This window comes from Catenuloplanes japonicus (assembly GCF_000717135.1).
Taxonomy (GTDB): Bacteria; Actinomycetota; Actinomycetes; order Mycobacteriales; family Micromonosporaceae; genus Catenuloplanes; species Catenuloplanes japonicus.
Genome location: NZ_JNXY01000027.1, coordinates 1 through 18,741, shown reverse-complemented (window position 1 = coordinate 18,741; position 18,741 = coordinate 1). Strand labels below are relative to the sequence as shown.

Annotated in this window: 16 protein-coding genes; 12 read left to right on the top strand and 4 right to left on the bottom strand. The window is 71.3% G+C overall.

The features are described from left to right. Positions 1-848: 848 nt before the first annotated feature. Positions 849-2,021, bottom strand: a complete 1,173-nt coding sequence (locus tag OP04_RS32930) for a macrolide family glycosyltransferase (protein ID WP_033343832.1) — start codon at positions 2,019-2,021, stop codon at positions 849-851. A gap of 114 nt (positions 2,022-2,135) precedes the next feature. Between OP04_RS32930 and OP04_RS32925 the strand changes: the two genes are divergently transcribed. From OP04_RS32925 to OP04_RS32910, 4 genes are all read left to right on the top strand, one after another. After that, positions 2,136-2,711 (top strand): TetR/AcrR family transcriptional regulator, encoded by a 576-nt coding sequence (locus OP04_RS32925; protein ID WP_033343831.1) that lies wholly within the window; start codon positions 2,136-2,138, stop codon positions 2,709-2,711. A gap of 95 nt (positions 2,712-2,806) precedes the next feature. After that, the gene (locus OP04_RS32920; RefSeq protein WP_033343830.1) at positions 2,807-3,646 is read left to right on the top strand and encodes a GNAT family N-acetyltransferase; all 840 of its coding nucleotides are present in this window, start codon (positions 2,807-2,809) and stop codon (positions 3,644-3,646) included. 78 nt (positions 3,647-3,724) lie between these two features. Further along, complete coding sequence (locus OP04_RS32915) at positions 3,725-4,231, top strand: hypothetical protein (RefSeq protein ID WP_033343829.1); 507 nt, start codon at positions 3,725-3,727, stop codon at positions 4,229-4,231. A gap of 44 nt (positions 4,232-4,275) precedes the next feature. Then, positions 4,276-5,361: a sugar ABC transporter substrate-binding protein gene (locus OP04_RS32910; protein ID WP_033343828.1), complete on the top strand. Its 1,086-nt coding sequence runs from the start codon at positions 4,276-4,278 to the stop codon at positions 5,359-5,361. Between the two features lie 201 nt (positions 5,362-5,562). Here the strand turns inward: OP04_RS32910 and OP04_RS32905 are convergent, their stop codons facing one another. The 3 genes from OP04_RS32905 to OP04_RS32895 all read right to left on the bottom strand — a co-directional run bounded on the left by OP04_RS32905 (position 5,563) and on the right by OP04_RS32895 (position 8,886). Continuing rightward, a complete protein-coding gene (locus tag OP04_RS32905) occupies positions 5,563-6,450 on the bottom strand; it encodes a GNAT family N-acetyltransferase (RefSeq protein WP_051799458.1) in 888 nt (295 codons plus the stop codon). A 484-nt stretch (positions 6,451-6,934) separates the two neighbouring features. After that, entirely contained in the window at positions 6,935-8,359 is a 1,425-nt protein-coding gene (locus tag OP04_RS32900; RefSeq protein ID WP_051799457.1) for a serine hydrolase domain-containing protein, read from the bottom strand. After that, positions 8,356-8,886, bottom strand: a complete 531-nt coding sequence (locus OP04_RS32895; protein WP_033343827.1) for a helix-turn-helix domain-containing protein — start codon at positions 8,884-8,886, stop codon at positions 8,356-8,358. The genes OP04_RS32900 and OP04_RS32895 overlap by 4 nt, the downstream gene beginning before the upstream one ends. A 109-nt stretch (positions 8,887-8,995) precedes the next feature. On the opposite strand from OP04_RS32895, the gene OP04_RS32890 reads away from it, so the two are divergent. The 8 genes from OP04_RS32890 to OP04_RS32855 all read left to right on the top strand — a co-directional run bounded on the left by OP04_RS32890 (position 8,996) and on the right by OP04_RS32855 (position 18,513). Continuing rightward, positions 8,996-9,568: an ATP-binding cassette domain-containing protein gene (locus OP04_RS32890; RefSeq protein WP_051799456.1), complete on the top strand. Its 573-nt coding sequence runs from the start codon at positions 8,996-8,998 to the stop codon at positions 9,566-9,568. Further along, the gene (locus OP04_RS32885) at positions 9,568-11,703 is read left to right on the top strand and encodes a YhgE/Pip domain-containing protein (protein WP_033343826.1); all 2,136 of its coding nucleotides are present in this window, start codon (positions 9,568-9,570) and stop codon (positions 11,701-11,703) included. Before OP04_RS32890 ends, OP04_RS32885 begins: the two co-directional genes overlap by 1 nt. Before the next feature lie 7 nt (positions 11,704-11,710). Further along, positions 11,711-12,304 (top strand): TetR/AcrR family transcriptional regulator, encoded by a 594-nt coding sequence (locus tag OP04_RS32880; RefSeq protein ID WP_033343825.1) that lies wholly within the window; start codon positions 11,711-11,713, stop codon positions 12,302-12,304. A 52-nt stretch (positions 12,305-12,356) separates the two neighbouring features. Continuing rightward, positions 12,357-13,355, top strand: a complete 999-nt coding sequence (locus OP04_RS32875) for a sulfotransferase family protein (protein WP_232323831.1) — start codon at positions 12,357-12,359, stop codon at positions 13,353-13,355. Between the two features lie 86 nt (positions 13,356-13,441). Next, positions 13,442-14,302, top strand: coding sequence for a hypothetical protein (locus OP04_RS32870; protein WP_157240700.1), 861 nt, complete (start codon positions 13,442-13,444; stop codon positions 14,300-14,302). Between the two features lie 7 nt (positions 14,303-14,309). Beyond that, positions 14,310-15,245, top strand: a complete 936-nt coding sequence (locus tag OP04_RS53810; protein ID WP_157240698.1) for a hypothetical protein — start codon at positions 14,310-14,312, stop codon at positions 15,243-15,245. Positions 15,246-15,699: 454 nt separating this feature from the next. Continuing rightward, positions 15,700-17,238: an amino acid permease gene (locus tag OP04_RS32860; protein WP_033343821.1), complete on the top strand. Its 1,539-nt coding sequence runs from the start codon at positions 15,700-15,702 to the stop codon at positions 17,236-17,238. A gap of 153 nt (positions 17,239-17,391) precedes the next feature. Continuing rightward, positions 17,392-18,513: a peptidoglycan recognition protein family protein gene (locus OP04_RS32855; protein ID WP_198154060.1), complete on the top strand. Its 1,122-nt coding sequence runs from the start codon at positions 17,392-17,394 to the stop codon at positions 18,511-18,513. Positions 18,514-18,741 lie beyond the last annotated feature (228 nt).

Genomic DNA, 18,741 nt, shown 5'->3' with positions numbered 1-18,741 from the left:
TCCGCGCGCGGGCAGCACCCGTCTGCCCGCACACGGTTCGCGCGGTGCCGCGGGCCTTGCGGTGTCGCGCGGTTTCTGCGGTCCCTGCGGTGTTCCGGTCCCTGCGGTGTTCCGGTCCCTGCGGTGCTCCGGTTCCTGCGGTGCTCCGGTTCCTGCGGAGTCGCTTGGATCCTGCGATTCGGCCTCGCTGTGACCGCCGGGCGCTGCGCGCCCGAAATTTCACGCAATAGCATCCCTCTGGCCGACCCGAGAGCGCTATTACCGAGTCCTCCTGACACCTTCGGGGTGACGCCTCGCGGGCGTGAAAATTCTTCAGCTTCGGGCCGCGGCGGCGCTTATTTTCCGGTCAGCATTCGGCTACTGAGCATTCGGCGTCGAGATTCGGACCCGCCGCGATCAACCGGGCACCCTATGCCCGAAATTTCGGTAAATAGCGGCCCGCGCGCCGACCGTGACGACCGTGCTGACACCGAAGCTCGCCAAATGCCGCCCGCGCAACCAGGCCGCCCGACCGGCCTGCTCCCACACTCCGAGCGCGTCCCTCCGATATCCGGGACTCAAGATCCTTGCATACGCCACCGGTGTGCCGGACCACGGCGGAACCGGCTCCTCGCGTCGTGCGGAGCGCCAGCGGAGCCCGACGCGAGGTTTGCCCGCGGGAGCAACGCTGCCGGACCACGCCGGGAGTGGGAAAGCATGATTTTGATCCTGTTTGTCGCCTTCTGGTTCGGCGTGAGTACCGGTGGCGAGGCGGGTCGCCCCGGGCGAGATCGAGCGCCCGCGGGGGCGACGCTGCCGCACCGCGCCTGAAGCGGGAATTGGATGGAGGCTTGATTTGACCTGCGGTTTCAGGCTTTGAGGGCGTGTTCGATGAGCGTGACCGCGCGGCCCACGCCGCTCTCCGCGCGGACCTCCGCGCTCAGCGACGCGCAGCGCGTCGCGACGGCCGGGTCCGTGGTCAGGGCGAGCAGCGTGGAGCGCAGCTCGTCCGCGGTGACCGATGCCAGGTCGATGACGCGGGCGACGCCGAGCGCCGCGAGCTGTTCCGCGTTGGCGAACTGGTCGGCGGCCTGCGGGGCGGCGATCATCGGGACGCCGTGGAAGAGGCCCTCGCTGCTGCCGCCCATGCCGGCGTGGGTGAGGAACGCGTCCGCCTGGGCGAGGATCGCGGGCTGCGGGACCCACGGGTGAACCTCCACCGTGGACGGTACGGGTCCCAGTGCATCGACGGGGACCTCGCGGCCGATCTGGAGCACGGTGTGCCAGCCGGGCAGTGTGCCGAACGCGGCGATGCAGCGGCGGTAGAAGTCCGGGTGGTCGGTGAAGGCGGAGCCGAGCGAGACCAGCAGCACGTTCTTCGCGCCGGCCGGGCGGGACCACTGGTCGGTCGCGGCGCGGGCGCCGAGCAGCGGGCCGACGAAGTCGACGACGGACGGGTCCACCCGGTCGGCGAACGGTTGCAGCGCGCGCGGGATCAGCGCCAGCGCGCGGTCCGGCCGGCCCATGAACTCGGGGCCGTCGGTGATCGGCGAGCCCTCGGCGGTGAGCCAGGTGGTGAAGCGGCGGTAGTAGTCCGCGCCGCGCGGGTCGGCGCGCATCGCCTCGATCATCGGGGCCATCTCCCGCTCGTAGCCGTCCCAGGCGACCATCGTGGGGGAGAGCTGGATCGCCGGGATGCCCCACTCGGCGCCGAGGAGGCGGGCGGGGGAGCCGGCGATGTCGTAGAGGAACAGGTCGGGGCGGTCCCGGTCGTACGCGGCCCGGAGCTGCGGCAGCATGGCGATCGCGTCGTCGAGGAACATGGTGAGCTGCGCGATCTGGTCGAGGTCCGTGCCGCCGTCCTTCGGCAGTGCGGACTCGTAGGGTTTCAGCTCGGCGCCGGTGGCGCGCACGGTCGCGGCCCAGGACGGGTCGTTGGCGTAGGTGACCCGGTGGCCGCCGGTGACGAGCGCGCTGACCAGCTCCAGGCTCGGGTTGACGTGCCCGTGGAACGGGATGCTGACGACGGCGATGTGCGGCATGGGATCTCCCTCGACGATGGCGAGACGAGGCGTCTCGTCTCGCCATCAACCGTGCGCTACGGCCACGCGCTTGTCAAGACGAGACGGCCCGTCTCGCTGAGATAGGGTGACGGCGTGTCAGCACCGGACCCCGCCCGCCGCAACGAACGCTCCCGCCGCGCGATCCTGGACGCGACCCGGGCGCTGCTCGCCGAGACCGGGTACACCGAGCTGACCGTCGGCGCGATCGCGGCGCGGGCCGGCGCGGGCAAGCAGACGATCTACCGCTGGTGGGGCGGCAAGAGCGCGGTCGTGCTGGACGCGCTGGTCGACGCCGTCGAGGTGGGCGGCATGACGCTGACCGACACCGGTGACCTGCGCGCCGATCTGAGGCTGGTCCTGCGCGCCACGGTCGCGGAGTTCGCCGACCCGCGGCTGTCCGCGACCACGCGCGCGCTCACCATCGAGACGCTGATCGACGACGAACTGGCCGGGCACGTCCGCGACCGGCTGCTCCGCCCGCAGCTGGACGCGGTCAAGGACCGGCTGCGCACGGCCGACCTGCGCGACGGCGTCGATCTGGACCAGGTGGTGGAGCTCATCTTCGGGCCGCTGTACCACCGCTGGCTGCTGCGGACCGGCCCGCTGACCGAGGAATGGGCGGACGGGCTCGTCGATCTCGTCATGGCCGCGATCCGGCCCGATCGCTGACGGTCAAAGTTGCGATTCCGGGGTACGGGCAGGTCGAGCGAAAGGGCGGGGAGTTGATGCACGCGAGGACCCGGGGATCTGGCAGGCTTGAGGGCGTGCTGACGGTGCCGGTTCGCCAGCTCGGCGAGACCGAGCGCGGGGCTGTGATGAGGGTCCTCGACGCGGATCCGTTCGCGACCGCGCAGGTCGCCGAGCGGATCGCGGCGCACGGGTTGTCCTGGTGGCGCAGTGACGGGCGCGTCTACGGCTACGGCGCGCGCCGCCAGCTGGAGTCGTTGCTCTGGTCCGGCGCGCACCTGACGCCGATCCTCGCCACCCCGCCCGCGGTCGAGGCGTTCGCGGAGCTGGTCGCGGGCGAGCACCGCGGCTGCTCGTCGATCGTCGGCCGGGCGGACGCGGTGCTCGGGCTCTGGGAGCGGTTGTCCGGCACGTGGGGCGCGGCGCGCGAGATCCGGCCGAATCAGCCGATCCTGGCCACCGGCGAGGTGCCGCCGATCGCCGCCGACCCGGCCGTGCGCCTGGCGGAGAACTCCGAGATAGACGCGCTGTTCCCGGCCGCGGTGGCGATGTATACCGAGGAGGTCGGCGTCTCGCCGCTCGCGGACGGCGGTGGCAGCGGCTACAAACGCCGGGTCGCAGAGCTGGTGCGGGCGCGGCGGACGTACGTGCGCACCGAGCACGGCCAGGTCGTGTTCAAGGCCGAGCTGGCCGTGGTCACGCCGCACACCGCGCAGGTGCAGGGCGTCTGGGTGAACCCGGCCTGGCGCGGGCAGGGCATCGCGGCACCGGCGATGGCCGCGGTGGTGACGGACGCGCTGCGCCGCGTCGCACCGACCGTCAGCCTCTACGTCAACGACTACAACCACGCAGCCCGCCGGGTGTACGCGCGGTGCGGCTTCCGGTCCGCGGGCACGTTCGCGACCGTGCTGTTCTGATTCTGGGATTCCGGCCCGCCCCGCGCCAAGCTGATTACGATCGGTGACGATTGAGTCACGACTCAGCTGGGGTGGGTAATGGGTCAGATCGTGAAACAGGTCTCCGAGACCACGACGAAGTACTACTGGTACCCGGGCGAGCGGAAGGAGTGGCTGCGCGCGCTGCTCGCGCTGGGCGCAGGCTTCGGCGTGTTCGCGCTGCTCTGGCTGATGACCCGGGACCTGCTGGTCGCGACCGTGGCCGGCACGTCCGTGGCCGCGGCGGTGACCGGGTCCAACTTCGGGCGGCGGGACGCGCGTGCACTCGACGGCTTTCCCAAGCTCGGCGACAAGGCGGCGCGGCGGGCCGCGGTGGGGCACACCGGCAGGGCCGCGTGGCGCGCGCTGGCCCACGGTTTCGGCGGCGCGGCCGCGGCCGTGCTCATCATGAACCTGCCGGACCGGGGCTTCCTCGCGGACTGGATCCTGCCGATGGTGCCGGCCGTGGTGGGCGCGCTCGGGCACCAGGCCGGGATGCTGCATGCGCGGCTCGGCGTCACGGTCTCCACGGTCGGCCCGGCCAAGCGTCTACTGGAAAGCCCCTAAAGGCCGAAATTTCGGCCTTTTCCTGGCAGGGTGTACGTGTGCGAGTGGGCAGGCGGTTTGCGGCGACCGGGATTCTCTCGCTGAGCCTCGCGGTCGCGGCGTGCGGAGACGGCGGCGGGCCCGGCGACACGCGGCCGGGCGCGCAGGGGTACCGGGTCGGCCTGCTGCTTCCCGAGTCCCGGACCACGCGGTACGACACGTTCGACCGGCCGTACATCGAGGCCCGGCTCGGCGAGTTGTGCGCCGACTGCGAGGTGCTCTACCGCAATGCCGGCTCTGACGCGGACAAGCAGGCCACCCAGGCGCGCGAACTGCTCGACCAGGGCATCAAGGTGCTCATCCTGGACGCGGTCGACTCCGCCGCGGCCGAGTCCATCGTGGAGGACACGAAGGCGCGCAGCGTGCCCGTGGTCGCCTACGACCGGCTCGCCGAAGGGCCGATCGATTACTACGTGTCGTTCGACAACGAGAAGGTCGGCCAGGTGCAGGCACAGTCGCTGCTGGACGCGCTCGCCGCGAACGGGACCACCACAGGCGGCCCGATCGTCATGGTCAACGGCGCGCCCACCGATCCGAACGCGGCGTCGTACAAGTCCGGTGCCCACTCCGTGCTGGACGGCAAGGTCTCGATCGGCGACGAGTTCGACACGGTCGACTGGTCCGCCGAGAAGGCCCGCGCCGGCGTGGAGGCCGCGATCACCAAACTCGGCGCCGGCAAGATCGTGGGCGTCTACGCAGCCAACGACGGCACGGCCGGCGGCGCGATCGAGGCCCTCCGGAGCGCCGGCGTCACCACGATGCCGCCGGTCACCGGCCAGGACGCGGAGATCGCCGCCATTCAGCGCATCCTCTCCGGCGAGCAGTACTCCACCATCTACAAGGCGATCAAGCCCCAGGCCACGGTCGCCGCCGACATGGCCGTGGCCGCCGCGACCGGCTCCCGCTACACCGGCAAGGCCACCACGTTCACCGACAACGGCACGCGCAAGGTCACCTCGGTGCTGCTGCCCCCGGTCGCGGTCACCCGCACGAACGTCAAGGACACGGTCATCGCGGACGGCTTCTACACCGCCCCGCAACTCTGCACCGGCGTCTACGCGGCGGCCTGCCAGGAGTCCGGCATCTCGTGACGCCCGCCGGGCGGCCGCGCCCGTGGGCGGTCACCGGCCCTGCGCGCGGCCGCGGTCTCGCGCCTGCCATAAGACGAAATATCGGGCGTGCAACGGGTCTGGGGTCGTCTCCAGCGAGTTCAAGCGCCCGCGGGAGCATGTGGTCCGCGACCACGCCGGAAGCGGAAATGATTTAGATCTTGAGTGTGCGCTCCGGGTGTTTCAGCGGTAGACGCGCGTCCGGGCGTACGGGGTGAAGCCGACAGTCGGGTAGACATGGCGCGGGACCGGGTAGCCGTCGTCGCCGCGGGAGTAGACGATCGCGGTGTCCGCGCCGGCGTCGCGGAAGGCGTGCAGCGTGCGGAGGATCGCGGCGCGGGCCAGGCCCCGGCGGCGGTGGACGGCCAGCGTGCCGATCGGCTCCAGCAGGCCCGCGTGGTTGGTGTCGTCGTACCAGCCGAGGCAGTACGAGACGAGCTCGCCGTCGTCGTCCTCGACGACCGTGTCGAACTCCATGCGGTACGCGGGCCGCGCGCTCAACGTGCGGTAACGCTCGTCCGTGACCGTGGACGGCGCCCAGATCTCCCGGTGCAGCGCGGCCCGGCGGTGCAGTTCCGCACGATCCCGCACCGGCCGGACCGTCACGCCGGACGGAGGTGACGCCGCGGGCGGCAGCGTGTCGTCCAGCGTGATCCGGTGGGCCAGGAAGAACGGGCCGTCGTCGCCCGGATCGGTACGCAGCCCGGCCCGGACGAGCGCGGCCGCGAGATGGTGCTCCGTCTCCAGAATGCTGACCGACAAATCCGGATATGTTGTCTGAGCCCAGGCCAGTGCCGTGTCCGCCGCGTCCGGCCGGGCCTGGTCCGCGTGGAAGGTCAGCGTGGCGCCGTCCTGCCGCTCGGTCCCGTGCGCGGAGATCGCGGCCAGCACCCGGCCGTCCTCGTGCCACAGCGTCGTCCGCGTCCCCGGGATCGGCCCGTCGTACTGCCCGAACTGCCACGCGATGTCGCCGACGTGCCACCGTGACACCGCGGTCCAGGTGCGCCGGGTGAACTCCTGCAGCGCGTCGAGATCGTCCGGGCCGCTCAGGTCACGCCGTTCCACCACCATGACGCGGATCTTCTCAGGTGCACGCCGATCGATCTACCGTGTTTACGCACCAATCCCGGAGGAGACGTGAATCGGTCAGCAATCCAGATCAAGATCTTGCTGTCCCGCTTCCGGCGTGGTCCGGCAGCGTTGCTCCCGCGGGCGCTCGATCTTGCCTGGGGGCGGCCCCAGACCCCGAGCCCGCTGGTGCGATGGCTGGGCCGTGCGCCTCGCCGCCGGGATGCGCGCCGGTCGGGAGGCGACAACCTCAGATCAAGGTCTTGCTTGCCCGCTTCCAGCACGGCCCTGCAGCGCTGCTCCCGCGGGCAAACCTCGCGTCGGGCTCCGCTGGCGCTCCGCTCGTCGCGAGGAGCCGGTGCCGTCTTGGCCGGCGAAAACCACACCCTGCGCCATGCCTGCTGCTTCGTCCCCGGGCCCGGGGCCGCGGGCGTTGCGGCGAAACGGGTGCGGGCCCGGGGACGAAGGGCGGGATGAGGGGCCGCGGCTAGAGGAAGAGGGCGGCGAGGGCGGCGGCGATCAGGGCGGTGACGGCCAGGCTTGCCCAGCGTGTGATGGGGTTGGTGCCCTCGCGGAGGGTGGGGATGGTGCGGAAGGAGAGCGCCGCGATCGCGGCGCCGGCGGCGGACAGGGCCAGGGGGAGCGCCCAGAGCCAGGGCGGGATGATCAGCCAGTCGCCGGTGGGGTGGACGACCGTGAGGCAGCCGGCGGAGATCAGCGCGGCCTCGGCGAGTTGCAGGCGGTCGGCGCGGCCGCGGACCGCGGTGGTGAACAGGGACGCGCCGGCCAGCAGCAGGAACACGGTGACCACGGTGGCGGCCCACTCCGGGGGCGTGCGGCCCTCCGCGGGCGGGTCGGCGCCGAGCAGGCGCAGGCCGATCGCGTCGACGCTGCGGGTGGTGTTGCCGAGCACGGCGATGCCGCGGCCGGTGGCGGGGTCGAAGCCGGCGAACGTGCGGAAGCCGCCGGTGCCGCCGTTGTGCCAGACGACGGCCGCGTCGCGGGTGAGCCAGCCGTAGCCGATCCGGTCCTGCGCGTCCGCGTCGAACCGGGCCGTGGTGGCGGCCTGGCCGGGGGCGGTGCCGGCGAGCAGCGCGGTGAGCAGGCGGCCCAGGTCGGCTGCGGTGGACCAGGCGCCGGCGCCCGCGGGCGCGATGCCGGACGCGGTCCACGGCGCGGTGCGGCGGCCGGTCGGGGTGCCGCCGGTGGCCGCGCCCGGCGGTGGCGCGGCACCGTCCAGTGTGAACACGGTGTCGTGCATGCCGAGCGGGGTCAGGATGCGGTCGGTGAGCAGCCGGGGGTACGGCGTGCCGGTGCGCGTGGCCAGCGCGAGCCCGAGCACGGACGCGCCGTAGTTGGAGTAGGCGAACGTGCCCCGGCCGTCGAGCTTCTCCGTCTCGGAGAGCGCGCGGGCGATGTCGTCGGTGCCGATGCCCGCGTACGGATCCTGCGCGCGCATCTGACGCAGGAACAGCGCCGCCAGGTTCGCCGGTGGCAGGCGCGGCAGGCCGGACCGGTGGCTGGTCAGCTCCTCCGCGGTGACGGCCGCGGCCGGGCCCTCGGTGCCGGGCAGCAGCGTGCCGAGCGTGTCGCGCGCGCTGAGCACGCCGTCCTGTTCCAGGTCCGCGAGGAGCATGCCGGTCAGGCTCTTGGTCACGGAACCGATCTCGAACGGCGTGTCCGGCGTGATCGTGTCGTCGCCGAGCGAGGCGTACCGGACGGTGCCGCCCTCCACGTAGGCCACGGAGAGCGCCCGGTATCCCTTCGGATCCCCGGCCGCGTCCCGGACCAGCGCGGCGAGCGCGGCGTCGCCGGTGTGCGTGTCCCGGAGTGACGGCGGGCGCGGGGCGGCGAACAGCGCGACGGCGCCGGCCAGGAGCCCGGCGAGAACGGCGGCGACGGCGACCCTCATCGGGCGCTCGCGGTCAGGATGACGAGCAGCGGCACCACCCGCTCGCCCGGCACGTCGTAGACGCCGCGGGAGGACGACCGCAGCCAGTCGGCCGTGACCAGCTGCTTCAGGTGGTGGTAGAGCTGGCCGGTGGTGCCCAGGCCGTCCAGCTCGCCGAGCTCGGTGGCGGTGCGCGTGCCGAGCAGCACCTCGCGCAGCAGTCGCAGCCGGACCGGGTGGGCGAGCGCGCTGAGTGCGCGCACGGACGCGGACCAGTCCGCCTCCAGCGTGATCGCGGTCGGCACCGGGCCCCACTGCCAGTCCCAGATCGCGCCGGTGGGCAGCTCGACGTGGCCCGCGTAGACGATGCCGCTGTCGACGGTGTGGCGGATGCCGTTGAGCGCGAAGAAGCGCTCGTCCTCGGTGCCGGTCGAGACGCCGGCTGAGGCACCGGTGGTGACGTCGGCGGAGGACGGCTCCGCGCCCTCGAGTGCGGTGAGCCGGGCCTCGATCAGTGCGAGGCGCGCGGCGATCTCTGAGTTCTCCATAATTCCATTGTTACGTAATTACGTCGTGACGCAACCCGCTTTTGCGCGCCAGGGCCGAAAGGGTAGGTTTCTACACTGACTGGTCAGTCTAAATAGTTGAGGTGAAGGCATGCCGGTCGTCGAGGCACGCGGGCTGGGCGTCCGCCACCGCAAAGAGTGGATCTTCAAGGACATCGACTTCGAGGCGGACGAGGGCGAGCTGGTCGCGCTGACCGGGCCGGCCGGCAGCGGGCGCACGTCGCTGCTGCTCGCGCTGGCCGGGCGGCTCCGGACCAGTGCGGGCACGGTGCGGTGCGACGGGCCGGCCGCGCTCGGGCTGGTCGCGGGCGTCCACGAGCCGGAGCCGGCGCTGACCGTGGCGGAGAACCTGCGCGAGCGCCGCCTGCTGCTCGGCCGGCGCGCAAGGCCCGGGGCCACGGTGGAGCCACCGTTCGGGTTGCGGCCGGACGCGCGGGTCGCGCGGCTCACGCCGTACCCCCGGCAGCTCCTGGGTCTTGCTCTGGCGCTGCTCGGCGGGCCGCGGCTGATCGTGGTGGACGACGTGGACCAGGGGCTGGACACGTCGGAGCGGGCGGCGCTGTGGGAGGTGCTGGCGCAGGTCGCGGCCGAGGGGCCGGCCGTGGTCGCGAGCTGCCGTGAGTCCGCCTCCACCCGAGTTTTCACACTGAAAGAGGGAAAATAATGACCTGGCTGGGGCTGCGACGGTTCACGCGCGGGCGGCTGCCGGTCGCGGCGCTGGTGGTGCTGGCCGTGGTGCCGTTGCTGTACGGCGCGCTGTACCTCTACGCGTTCTGGGATCCGCAGGGGCGGCTCGACCACATCCCGGTCGCGCTGGTCGATCAGGACGTGGCCGCGACCGCGAGCGACGGCAGCACCGTGCACGCGGGCGCGGACCTCACCGCGGAGCTGCTCGATCGCGAGGTCTTCGGCTGGCGCGTCACGGACGAGGCGACGGCACGGCACGCGCTGGCGGACGGTGACGTGCACCTGATGCTGCGCATCCCGCCGGGCTTCTCGGCCGCGCTCGCCGCCGGGCCGGACCAGGACGCGGCCGCGCGGCAGGCCCGGCTGGAGGTGACGTCCGACGACGCGGTGAACTACCTGTCCGGTCAGTTCGCGCGGACCGCGTTCGCCGAGATCAGGGCCGCGGCGTCGGCCAGCGCGTCCGGTGAGTACTTCGACCGCATGCTGGTCGGCTTCACCGATCTCAAGAAGCAGACCGGCGAGGCGGCGGACGGCGCGCAGCAGCTCGACGACGGGCTCGGCACCGCGTCCGGCGGCGCCGGCGACCTCGCGGACGGGCTGGACTCGGCGTCGGCCGGCGCGGGCGAGGTCGCGGACGGGACCCGGCAGGCCGCGGACGGCGCGGACCGGCTCGCCGACGGACTGGCCACGCTGGACGACGGCGCGGCCGAGCTGAAGATCGCGACCGCGCGGGCCGCCGCGGCCGGGCAGGCGCTCGCCGGCCGGGTCGATCAGGCCGCGGACACGGTCGGGCCGCAGCTCGCGGCGCACGCGGACGAGATCGCGACCGCGGCCACCACGATCGCGGACGGCGCGGACCTGATCGCGGCGAACCTGGACACGCTGATCGGGCTCGCGGACCAGGTGGAGACGGACGCGAATGCCGTGATCGACCGCATCGACGCGCTGGTCACGGCGCATCCGGAGCTGGCCGGCGACCCGGCGCTGACCGCGGCGCGCGAGGCCGCGGCCCGGACCGCGGACACCGCCGCCCGGCTCGGCGAGCGGGCCGGCGCCGGGGACCTCGCGGCCCTGCGCGCGGACATGGCCCGCGTCGCCACCACCGCCCGCGCGGTCGCGGCCGCCGCACCCGGCCTGGCCGGGGACCTCGACGCGGCCCGCACGCAGATCGACGCGTTCGCGGACGGTCTGGACCAGATCGCCGGCGGCGCGGACCGGCTCTCGACCGGGCTGCGTACCGCGGCCGGCGCCGGCTCCGACCTGAGCGGCGGTCTCTACAAGCTCTCCGACGGTACGAGCGAGCTGTCCGCCGGCCTGGTCACGCTGGACGACGGCGGGCGTGACCTCGCGTCCGGCCTGGTCCGGCTGCGCGACGGCGCGGATCGGCTGGCCGTCGGGCTGACGGACGGCGCAGGGCAGATTCCCGGGTACGACGACGCGGCCGCCCGCGCCGGCATCCTGGCCGACCCGGTGGGCCTGGACCGGTCCGTGCAGCATCGGGCCGAGACCTACGGCGTGGGCTTCGCGCCGTACTTCCTCGGCCTCGCGCTCTGGGTCGGCACGATGATCACGTTCATGCTGCTGCGGCCGGTCGAGCGTCGGCACGTGATGAGCGGCGCGCCCGGCCGGCGGGTCGCGCTGGCCGGGCTGCTGCCCGCGGTCGTGGTCGGGCTCGCGCAGGTGGCCGTGCTGTTCACCGTGGTCGTGCTGGCGGTCGGGCTGGATCCGGTGCACCCGTGGCAGACCGTGGGCTACCTGGTCGTGACCTCGCTGGCCTTCGTCGCGGTGCAGCAGGCGATCGGCGCCTGGGCGGGCACGCCCGGACGGCTGCTCACGCTGGCGCTGCTCATGCTGCAGCTCACCTCGTCCGGCGGGACGTACCCGGTGCAGACCTCGCCCGGGTTCTTCCAGTGGATCCACCCGTTCCTGCCGCTCACGTACGTGGTCGACGGGCTGCGGCGCACGATCGACGGCGGCGGCGCGGGCCAGGTGGTGAACGGCGCACTGGTGCTGCTCGGGTTCGCCGCGGGCGCGTTCGCGCTGACCGTGGCCGCGTCCGTGCGCGGCCGGCGGCTGACCCCGGGCACGCTGCACCCGGAACTCGTGATGTGATTTTCCGGTGACGGACGGGCGGGCCCGGCGGCGGGCCGACACGCGGCAGAAGCTCTACGAGGCCGCGGTCGAGCTGATCGCGGAGCAGGGCTACTCCGCGACCACGGTGGAGGACATCGCGCTCCGGGCCGGCGTGGCGAAGGGCACGGTCTACTACAACTTCGCGTCCAAGACGTCGCTGTTCGAGGGCCTGCTCCGGCACGGGATCGGCCTGCTCACCGAGTCGTTCCGGTCCGCCGTGGACGGGCTGCCGCCGCGCGCGGCACTGTCCGCGCTGGTGCACGCGCAGCTGGTCTACATCCGGGACTACCGGGCGTTCGCGCAGCTGCTGCTCTCCGAGATGTGGCGGACGAACCGGGAGTGGCAGCAGACGCTCACGCTGCTGCGCGAGGAGGCGATCTCGGTGATCGCGGAGACGATCGCGCGCGGCGTGGACGGCGGCGACCTGCCCGCGGACCTGGACGTGCGGGTGGCGTCGTCCGCGCTGTTCGGCGTCGGGCTGGTGGTCGCGGTGGACTGGCTGGTGTTCACGCCGGAGCGCCCGATCGAGGACGTGGAGGCGTCGCTGCTGGCGATCGTGCGCCGCGTCCCTCTGACCTGAATGCCGGAAATTTGAGTATCTCGGGCGATAAAGCATCGTTTTACCCGGTGTGATGAGCGCCCGGCCGATCTTCGTGATGGGGTGCCCGCGATCCGGCACCACGATGTTGCAGCTCATGCTGCACGCGCACCCGCGGATCGCGATCCCGCCGGAGACCCGCTTCCTGCTCTCCGGGTACGCGCTGCGCGGCCGCTTCGGCGACCTGCGCCGGGAGGACCGCCGGCGCGCGCTGGCCGACTGGATCTTCGGCGAGGAGACCAAGGTCGCGGACCTCGGCCTCGACCGGGCCGCGGTGACCGCGGAGATCGTGGCCGGGCCGCCCACGCTCGGGTCCGCGATGGGCACGGTCTTCCGCGCGTACGCGCACCGCTTCGGCAAGCCGCGCTGGGGCGACAAGCGGCCGTCGTACATCCACAACGTCGACGTCATCCGGCGGCTCTTCCCGGACGCGCAGATCGTCACGATCACCCGGGACGGCCGCGACTGCGTGGCCTCGCTGCTGGAGATGCCGTGGCACCAGGACGGCATCCACAAGGCCATCTCCGCCTGGGCCCGCGCCGTCGACGGCGCCCGCCGGGCGGAACGGCTGCTCGGCCCGGACTCCTACTTCCCGCTCCGGTACGAGAGCCTGGTCCAGGACCCGGAGACCGAGCTGCGGCGGCTCTGCGCGTTCCTCGGCGAGGACTTCGACCCCGCGATGACCCGGCCGGACCGGGTGGCGTCGGTGGCCGTACCCGAGCGGAAGAAGTGGCACGTCCGCACGCACGCCGAGGTCGGCGACGACCGCGTCGGCACCTGGCGCGACCGCCTGGAGCCGTGGCAGATCGCGCTCTGCGAGGACGCGCTCGGCGACCGCCTGGCCGCCGAGGGCTACGCCCTGTCCGGCCTCGGCTCCGCGCCCCCGTCCCAGCGCCTCCGCTACGCCACGGTCGCCGTCCGCCACCGCCTGGGCGCGGTCCGCCGCCACGCCTCCAACGCCTACCACCGCGTCCGCCCGGACGGCCGGCTTCCGGCACAGCCCGGCGGAATTCTTGACGACAGGTCGAGATAACAGCATCTTATTGATCATTCATGTAGTCGGTGACCCGACTGTATGGATGCGGGGAATGATCGGTCGGCAAGCATAATATTCGCCTCGTGACGCAGTCCCAGGAACGCGCTGCTGTAGAAGAATCTGCGCAACCCGATCGATCTGAGCCGGCCCTCGGCAGGTTGCTTGCTGATATCGGGGTTGCGCTGTCCCTCACCACCGCGATTCTTTACTACTTCGGATGGGTTCGCACCCGGTTCCAGGCGCGGGAACTCGGATTCGACGTGTCGGCGCTGGACCTCAGCACCACGGACTATCTTCTGAAGAGTCTTAATGTTCTCTTCGTCCCGCTCATCGGGCTTGCGCTCGTCGGGCTGCTTGCCTACACAATCCACTCACAGGCCGTCGCACCCGCGGTGGCAGGCGGGCGCCGAGCCTGCTCGCTGGTCGCTCGCCTTCTCGCCTGGGCTTGGCTTCCGCTGGCGGTCGTGGCGGTGCTCATGATGCTGACGCCTGTCCGCGGATACGCCATACCAGTCTGGCTGACACTGTCAGTCCTCTGTGCTCAGTACGGCCGCTGCCTCCGGCGGCTCGTCACCGGCACGGATCCGTGGGAGCGACCGACTCGGCTCCTTGTCGTGGCGCTTCTGATTCTTGCGGTTTTCTGGACCACCGAACGAGTCGCCCGTACGGCAGGCGAGATGTACGGGACGGATTACGTGAACAATCCTTATCAGTTGCCGGCGGTCTCTGTGTATTCCGCCAAGGACATCCATCTGAGTGGGCCGGGTGTTGTCAGCGAGCCGCTGACGGGAAAAGAGTCCGCGTTCACGTTCAGGTATTCGGGCCTACGGCTCCTCGAACGTTCCGGAGATCGATTCTTCTTTATCACCACCGTGCCTGGACGCGTCGTTGTCCTCCGAGAGGGTGACGGCATGCGAATGGAGTTCACCGAACATGCGAAGTAGGGCGACTGTGGCCTCCCCGGTAATCCTGCTGTTGGTGTTCGTGGCAGCTTTGGGATGTGGGCGGGCGGTTGACCGGCAGGTCAGCGTGGCTCCGACGAACTCCGGGGTGGCATCCGGCGAACCGGGCCACACACCACAGGCTACGGGCGAGGGGCGCGAGAACGCCGGTGCGGGACCGGAGGAAGACGGCCGCCCTGCGGAGCCGAAGGGTTCGACCCGAGTTGTCGAGTGGCTGCGTAACTTCACCCCGTCCGGCGGCTCGGGTCCAGACGGGAACGCCACCGACAGCGCCTATGCGAACCTCATGCAGGGTGACTGCCAGGGAGCATGGGAGGTCGCGGCTGACGGAGTTTTCCGTGCGGACACTTTCAGCGCGTCCGAATCGCTTCGGCGACTGTATCGAAGCGCCGCAGCCGCATGCTTGGCCGCGTTCCACGGGCGGCGGGACCTGTGGGCAGAGGCGCACGAGTGGTACAACAACATCGATCCTGGCAGTTTCAGCTGCTGGGACCGCCTGGTCCACGAGTTCGTGAGATCGATGATAGATGTGCATCTTGCCGACGCTGACGCCCTGTTTGTGCGAGGCGGGAACACGAGATCCGGTTGTCCTGAGCTGAAAGGTCTCCGCCCGAACTCAGGTCCGAGGGAGGGCGGCTACCAGGTCGAGGTTCTCGGCAGGAATCTGCCGGACTCGCTGGACATGGTGTGGGAGGACGGGGCCGTCCTGACGGCGCGGCGGGCGTACCAGGGTGGTCCCCTGCTTTTTACGGTGCCGCCGGAAGCGCCTGACGGCGATGGATTCGTCCTGCTCGGCATCGCTGGAGGGCCGCGTATCGAGGTCGTGCTCGCGGACTTTCGTTATTTACGTACGGATGAGATCGTCCCGCCGCACGGGACCGGCGAGCCCACGCCGGACGTGCCGCCGACTACGGTGGTGGGCTGACAAGTTGGGTCGTTCGGCTGCGCACCCGGGATCCCCGGCGTAACGTCGGAGACAGCAGAGGGCAGAAGGGCGATAGTTCCGCTGGAACGAAGGCACCGGAACCCGCTGCGTCACACGGCAGGGACGGGGTGAGAGCCCTGAGACCGCCGTGCATATAAGAAACCCCCAGGCATCGCCTGGGGGTTTCTTGGTGTCCGGAACCGCGGGGACCGGGCGTGGTGCGAGAGAGATGACCACGCCCGGTCCGCGCCGCGTGGAACGGAGCCGGCCGAAGGCCCCGCCGGAGAGCAGGACCGCCGAAGGCCCTGCGTCACCCTTGAAGGATGCGGCGCTACCAGGCGATATGCAACGCAATTAGGCGTACGCCGGAACGAATCTTTAACCTCATGAGTATTGACCGACGTGATCCTCCGGGACGAGACTGGCGCGCACCCGCAGGCGTTCGGAGGTTCTCGTGAGCACCGAAACCCCAGCACAGCCCGCCGATGACGATGCCCGCCTGCTCGCCGAGCTCGGCTACCGGCAGGAACTGCGCCGCTCCTGGAGCGGCTTCTCCAACTTCGCGATCTCCTTCTCGATCATCTCAATCCTGGCCGGCTGCTTCACCACGTTCGGCCAGGCGTGGAACAACGGCGGCCCGGTCGCGGTCGCCTGGGGCTGGCCGCTGATCTCGATCTTCATCCTGATCATCGGTCTGTGCATGTCGGAGCTGGTCTCGGCGTACCCGACGGCCGGCGGCATCTACTGGTGGGCCGCGAAGATGGGCCGGCCGGTGCACGGCTGGTTCACCGGGTGGCTCAACCTGATCGGCCTGGTCGCGGTCACCGCGTCCGTCGACTACGGCTGTGCCACGTTCCTCAACCTGACGCTCTCCGCGCTGTTCGAGGGCTGGGCGGGCACGCTCAACCAGGCGTTCCTGCTCTTCGTGATCATCCTGGTGCTGCACGCGGCGATCAACATCTTCGGGCACCGCATCATCGACGTGCTGCAGAACGTCTCGGTGTGGTGGCACGTGTTCGGCGCGGCCGCGGTGGTGCTGATCCTGCTGCTGGTGCCGGACGAGCACCAGAGCTTCCAGTTCGTGTTCACCGAGCGGTTCAACAACTCGGGGTTCGCGGAGGGGGCGACGGGCGGGCCGACGTACTGGTTCTACGTGCTCCCGCTGGGATTCCTGCTCACGCAGTACACGATCACCGGCTTCGACGCGTGCGCGCACGTCTCCGAGGAGACCAAGGGCGCGTCCACGGCCGCGGCCCGCGGGCTCTGGCAGTCGATCTTCTACTCCGCGATCGGCGGCTGGATCCTGCTGCTGTCCTTCCTGTTCGCGGCCACGGACGTGAACGCGATCAACGAGGCCTACGGCTTCTCCGGTGCGATCTTCCAGACCGCGCTCACACCGTTCTTCTACAAGGCCGTGATCATCATCTCCACGGTCGGCCAGTTCTTCTGCGGCATGTCCTGCGTGACCTCGATGTCCCGGATGACGTACGCGTTCAGCCGCGACCGCGCCGTACCCGGCTGGCGGCTCTGGGGAAGCGTCGACCGCAACGGCACGCCGGTCAAGGCGATCCTCGGCGCGTGCGCGGCCGGGCTCGTGCTCACGCTGCCGGCGCTCTACCAGAAAGAGGGCGTGCCGATCGCGTTCTACGCCGTGGTCTCCGTCGCGGTCATCGGCCTCTACCTGGCGTTCCTCATCCCGATCGCGCTCCGGCTGCGGATGGGCGACGCGTTCCGGCCCGGCCCGTGGACGCTCGGCCGGAAGTACAAGATCCTGTGCTGGATCGCGGTGCTGGAGATCGCGGTCATCTCCGTCTACTTCGTGCTCCCGATCGTGCCCGGCGGCGTGCCCGGTGGCGCCGATTTCGCCTGGTCAGCCGTGAACTACGCGCCGATCGCCGTCGGTGGCGTGGTGGCGTTGGTCGCGCTCTGGTGGTTCGTCTCGGCCCGGCACTGGTTCACCGGCCCGCGCCGTACCGTCGAGGAAATTGATTGATCGTCCTCTGTGGTCACTGTTGAACAGAGTTTGAGCGCTCTGACAGGATGTTTGTGAACATCATTCGGGGTAAGGCTTAGACGATGTTGACTGGCCTGGTTTCGCCCGCCGGACTCCCGGCGGGCGAGGCCCGACCCACCAGGAGGTCCACACGTGGTTTCTCGACGGACACTGCTCACCGGCGCGACGGTGGTGGGCGCGGGAGCGATCGCGGCAGCGGCGGGCGGTGTCGCCTACGCGGCCGCTGAGCCGCGCCGAATACCTCGCACCCTCGCCCGCGAGCGCGGGCAGGTGGCAAGCCGTGAGCAGAACGTCGTCGCCGACTTCACGCTGACGCACCTCTCGGTGACAGCGGCGGCAAGTGCGGCGGTGCGGTTGCAGGACAGCAAGGGCTGGAGCGACTGGATCGAGCTCGCCACCTGCCAGGGCGGCCGCGACGACATCACGACGCCCGGCAACCGCTCGCTGATCCTCGCGCACGGCGTCACCGGCTACGAGGTGCAGACCGCGGACGGCGGCCCCACTGTCGTCCGTGAGCTGAACACGATCGACGGCCCGGCCGGCCAGGTCGCCGCGGTCGCGAAGAGCGCGATCCCGATCCGCGGCTCCGCGCCGCTGGAGCTCGGCCGCTACCTGCCCCGCCAGGCGTGGGGTGCGGACGAGTCGCTGCGGCTCAACCCGGACGGCACCCAGAAGTGGCCGGCCGAGTACTTCCCGGTCCAGGCGCTGTCCGTGCACCACACCGGCGTCTACGCGCACAACGACGACCCCGACCCGGCCGCCACGGTCCGGGCCATCTACTACGACGACGCGATCGGCGACGACTACGGCGACGTCGGCTACCAGCTGCTCATCGACGAGGCCGGCACGGTCTACGAGGGCCGCTGGTCCGGCGACGACGGCGTCCCGGTCTACGGCGGCACCGCGGGCACGGACGGCCGCCCGAAGGCGGTCAACGGCGCGCACGTGGGCAGCTTCAACGCCGGCAACATCGGCATCTCGCTGCTCGGCCGCTTCACCAGCCGCCAGCCGACCGCCGCCGCGCGGCAGTCACTGGTCAAGGTGCTGGCCGGCTTCGCCTCCCTCAACAACCTGAACCCGACCGGCCAGGTCGACTACGTCAACCCGGTCTCCGGCCGCGGCGGCCGCGTCAACGCGATCCTCGGCCACCGCGACTGGGCCGCCATCGGCGCCGGCACGACCGAGTGCCCCGGCGACGCCTTCCACCCGACGCTGGTCGCGCTCCGCCAGGAGGTCGCGGCGCAGTTCGCCTGATCCGGTCGGCATACCGCGTCGCCGTCCAGCCCTTCGGGGCCGGGCGGCGACGCGCTTTCTGGCTTCAGGGGGTTAGGGGCAGAGCGAAGATCAAATGCTTCTTTGCCCGCTTCCGGCGTGGTCGCGGGCCGCGCGCACGCTCCGCAGGGTGAGCACTGCGCCCGACATTTCATGAGATAGCCGGCCGAGGTCGGTGGCCCGTGCCGCTCGTGCGGTCCGTGGAAGATC

Bases quoted from the DNA above. Each gene is read 5' to 3' on its own strand.
- OP04_RS32930 (WP_033343832.1), bottom strand. From the start codon at position 2,021: ATGCCGCACATCGCCGTCGTCAGCATCCCGTTCCACGGGCACGTCAAC.
- OP04_RS32915 (WP_033343829.1), top strand. From the start codon at position 3,725: ATGGGTCAGATCGTGAAACAGGTCTCCGAGACCACGACGAAGTACTAC.
- OP04_RS32905 (WP_051799458.1), bottom strand. From the start codon at position 6,450: ATGGTGGTGGAACGGCGTGACCTGAGCGGCCCGGACGATCTCGACGCG.
- OP04_RS32900 (WP_051799457.1), bottom strand. From the start codon at position 8,359: ATGAGGGTCGCCGTCGCCGCCGTTCTCGCCGGGCTCCTGGCCGGCGCC.
- OP04_RS32895 (WP_033343827.1), bottom strand. From the start codon at position 8,886: ATGGAGAACTCAGAGATCGCCGCGCGCCTCGCACTGATCGAGGCCCGG.
- OP04_RS32890 (WP_051799456.1), top strand. From the start codon at position 8,996: ATGCCGGTCGTCGAGGCACGCGGGCTGGGCGTCCGCCACCGCAAAGAG.
- OP04_RS32885 (WP_033343826.1), top strand. From the start codon at position 9,568: ATGACCTGGCTGGGGCTGCGACGGTTCACGCGCGGGCGGCTGCCGGTC.
- OP04_RS32875 (WP_232323831.1), top strand. From the start codon at position 12,357: ATGAGCGCCCGGCCGATCTTCGTGATGGGGTGCCCGCGATCCGGCACC.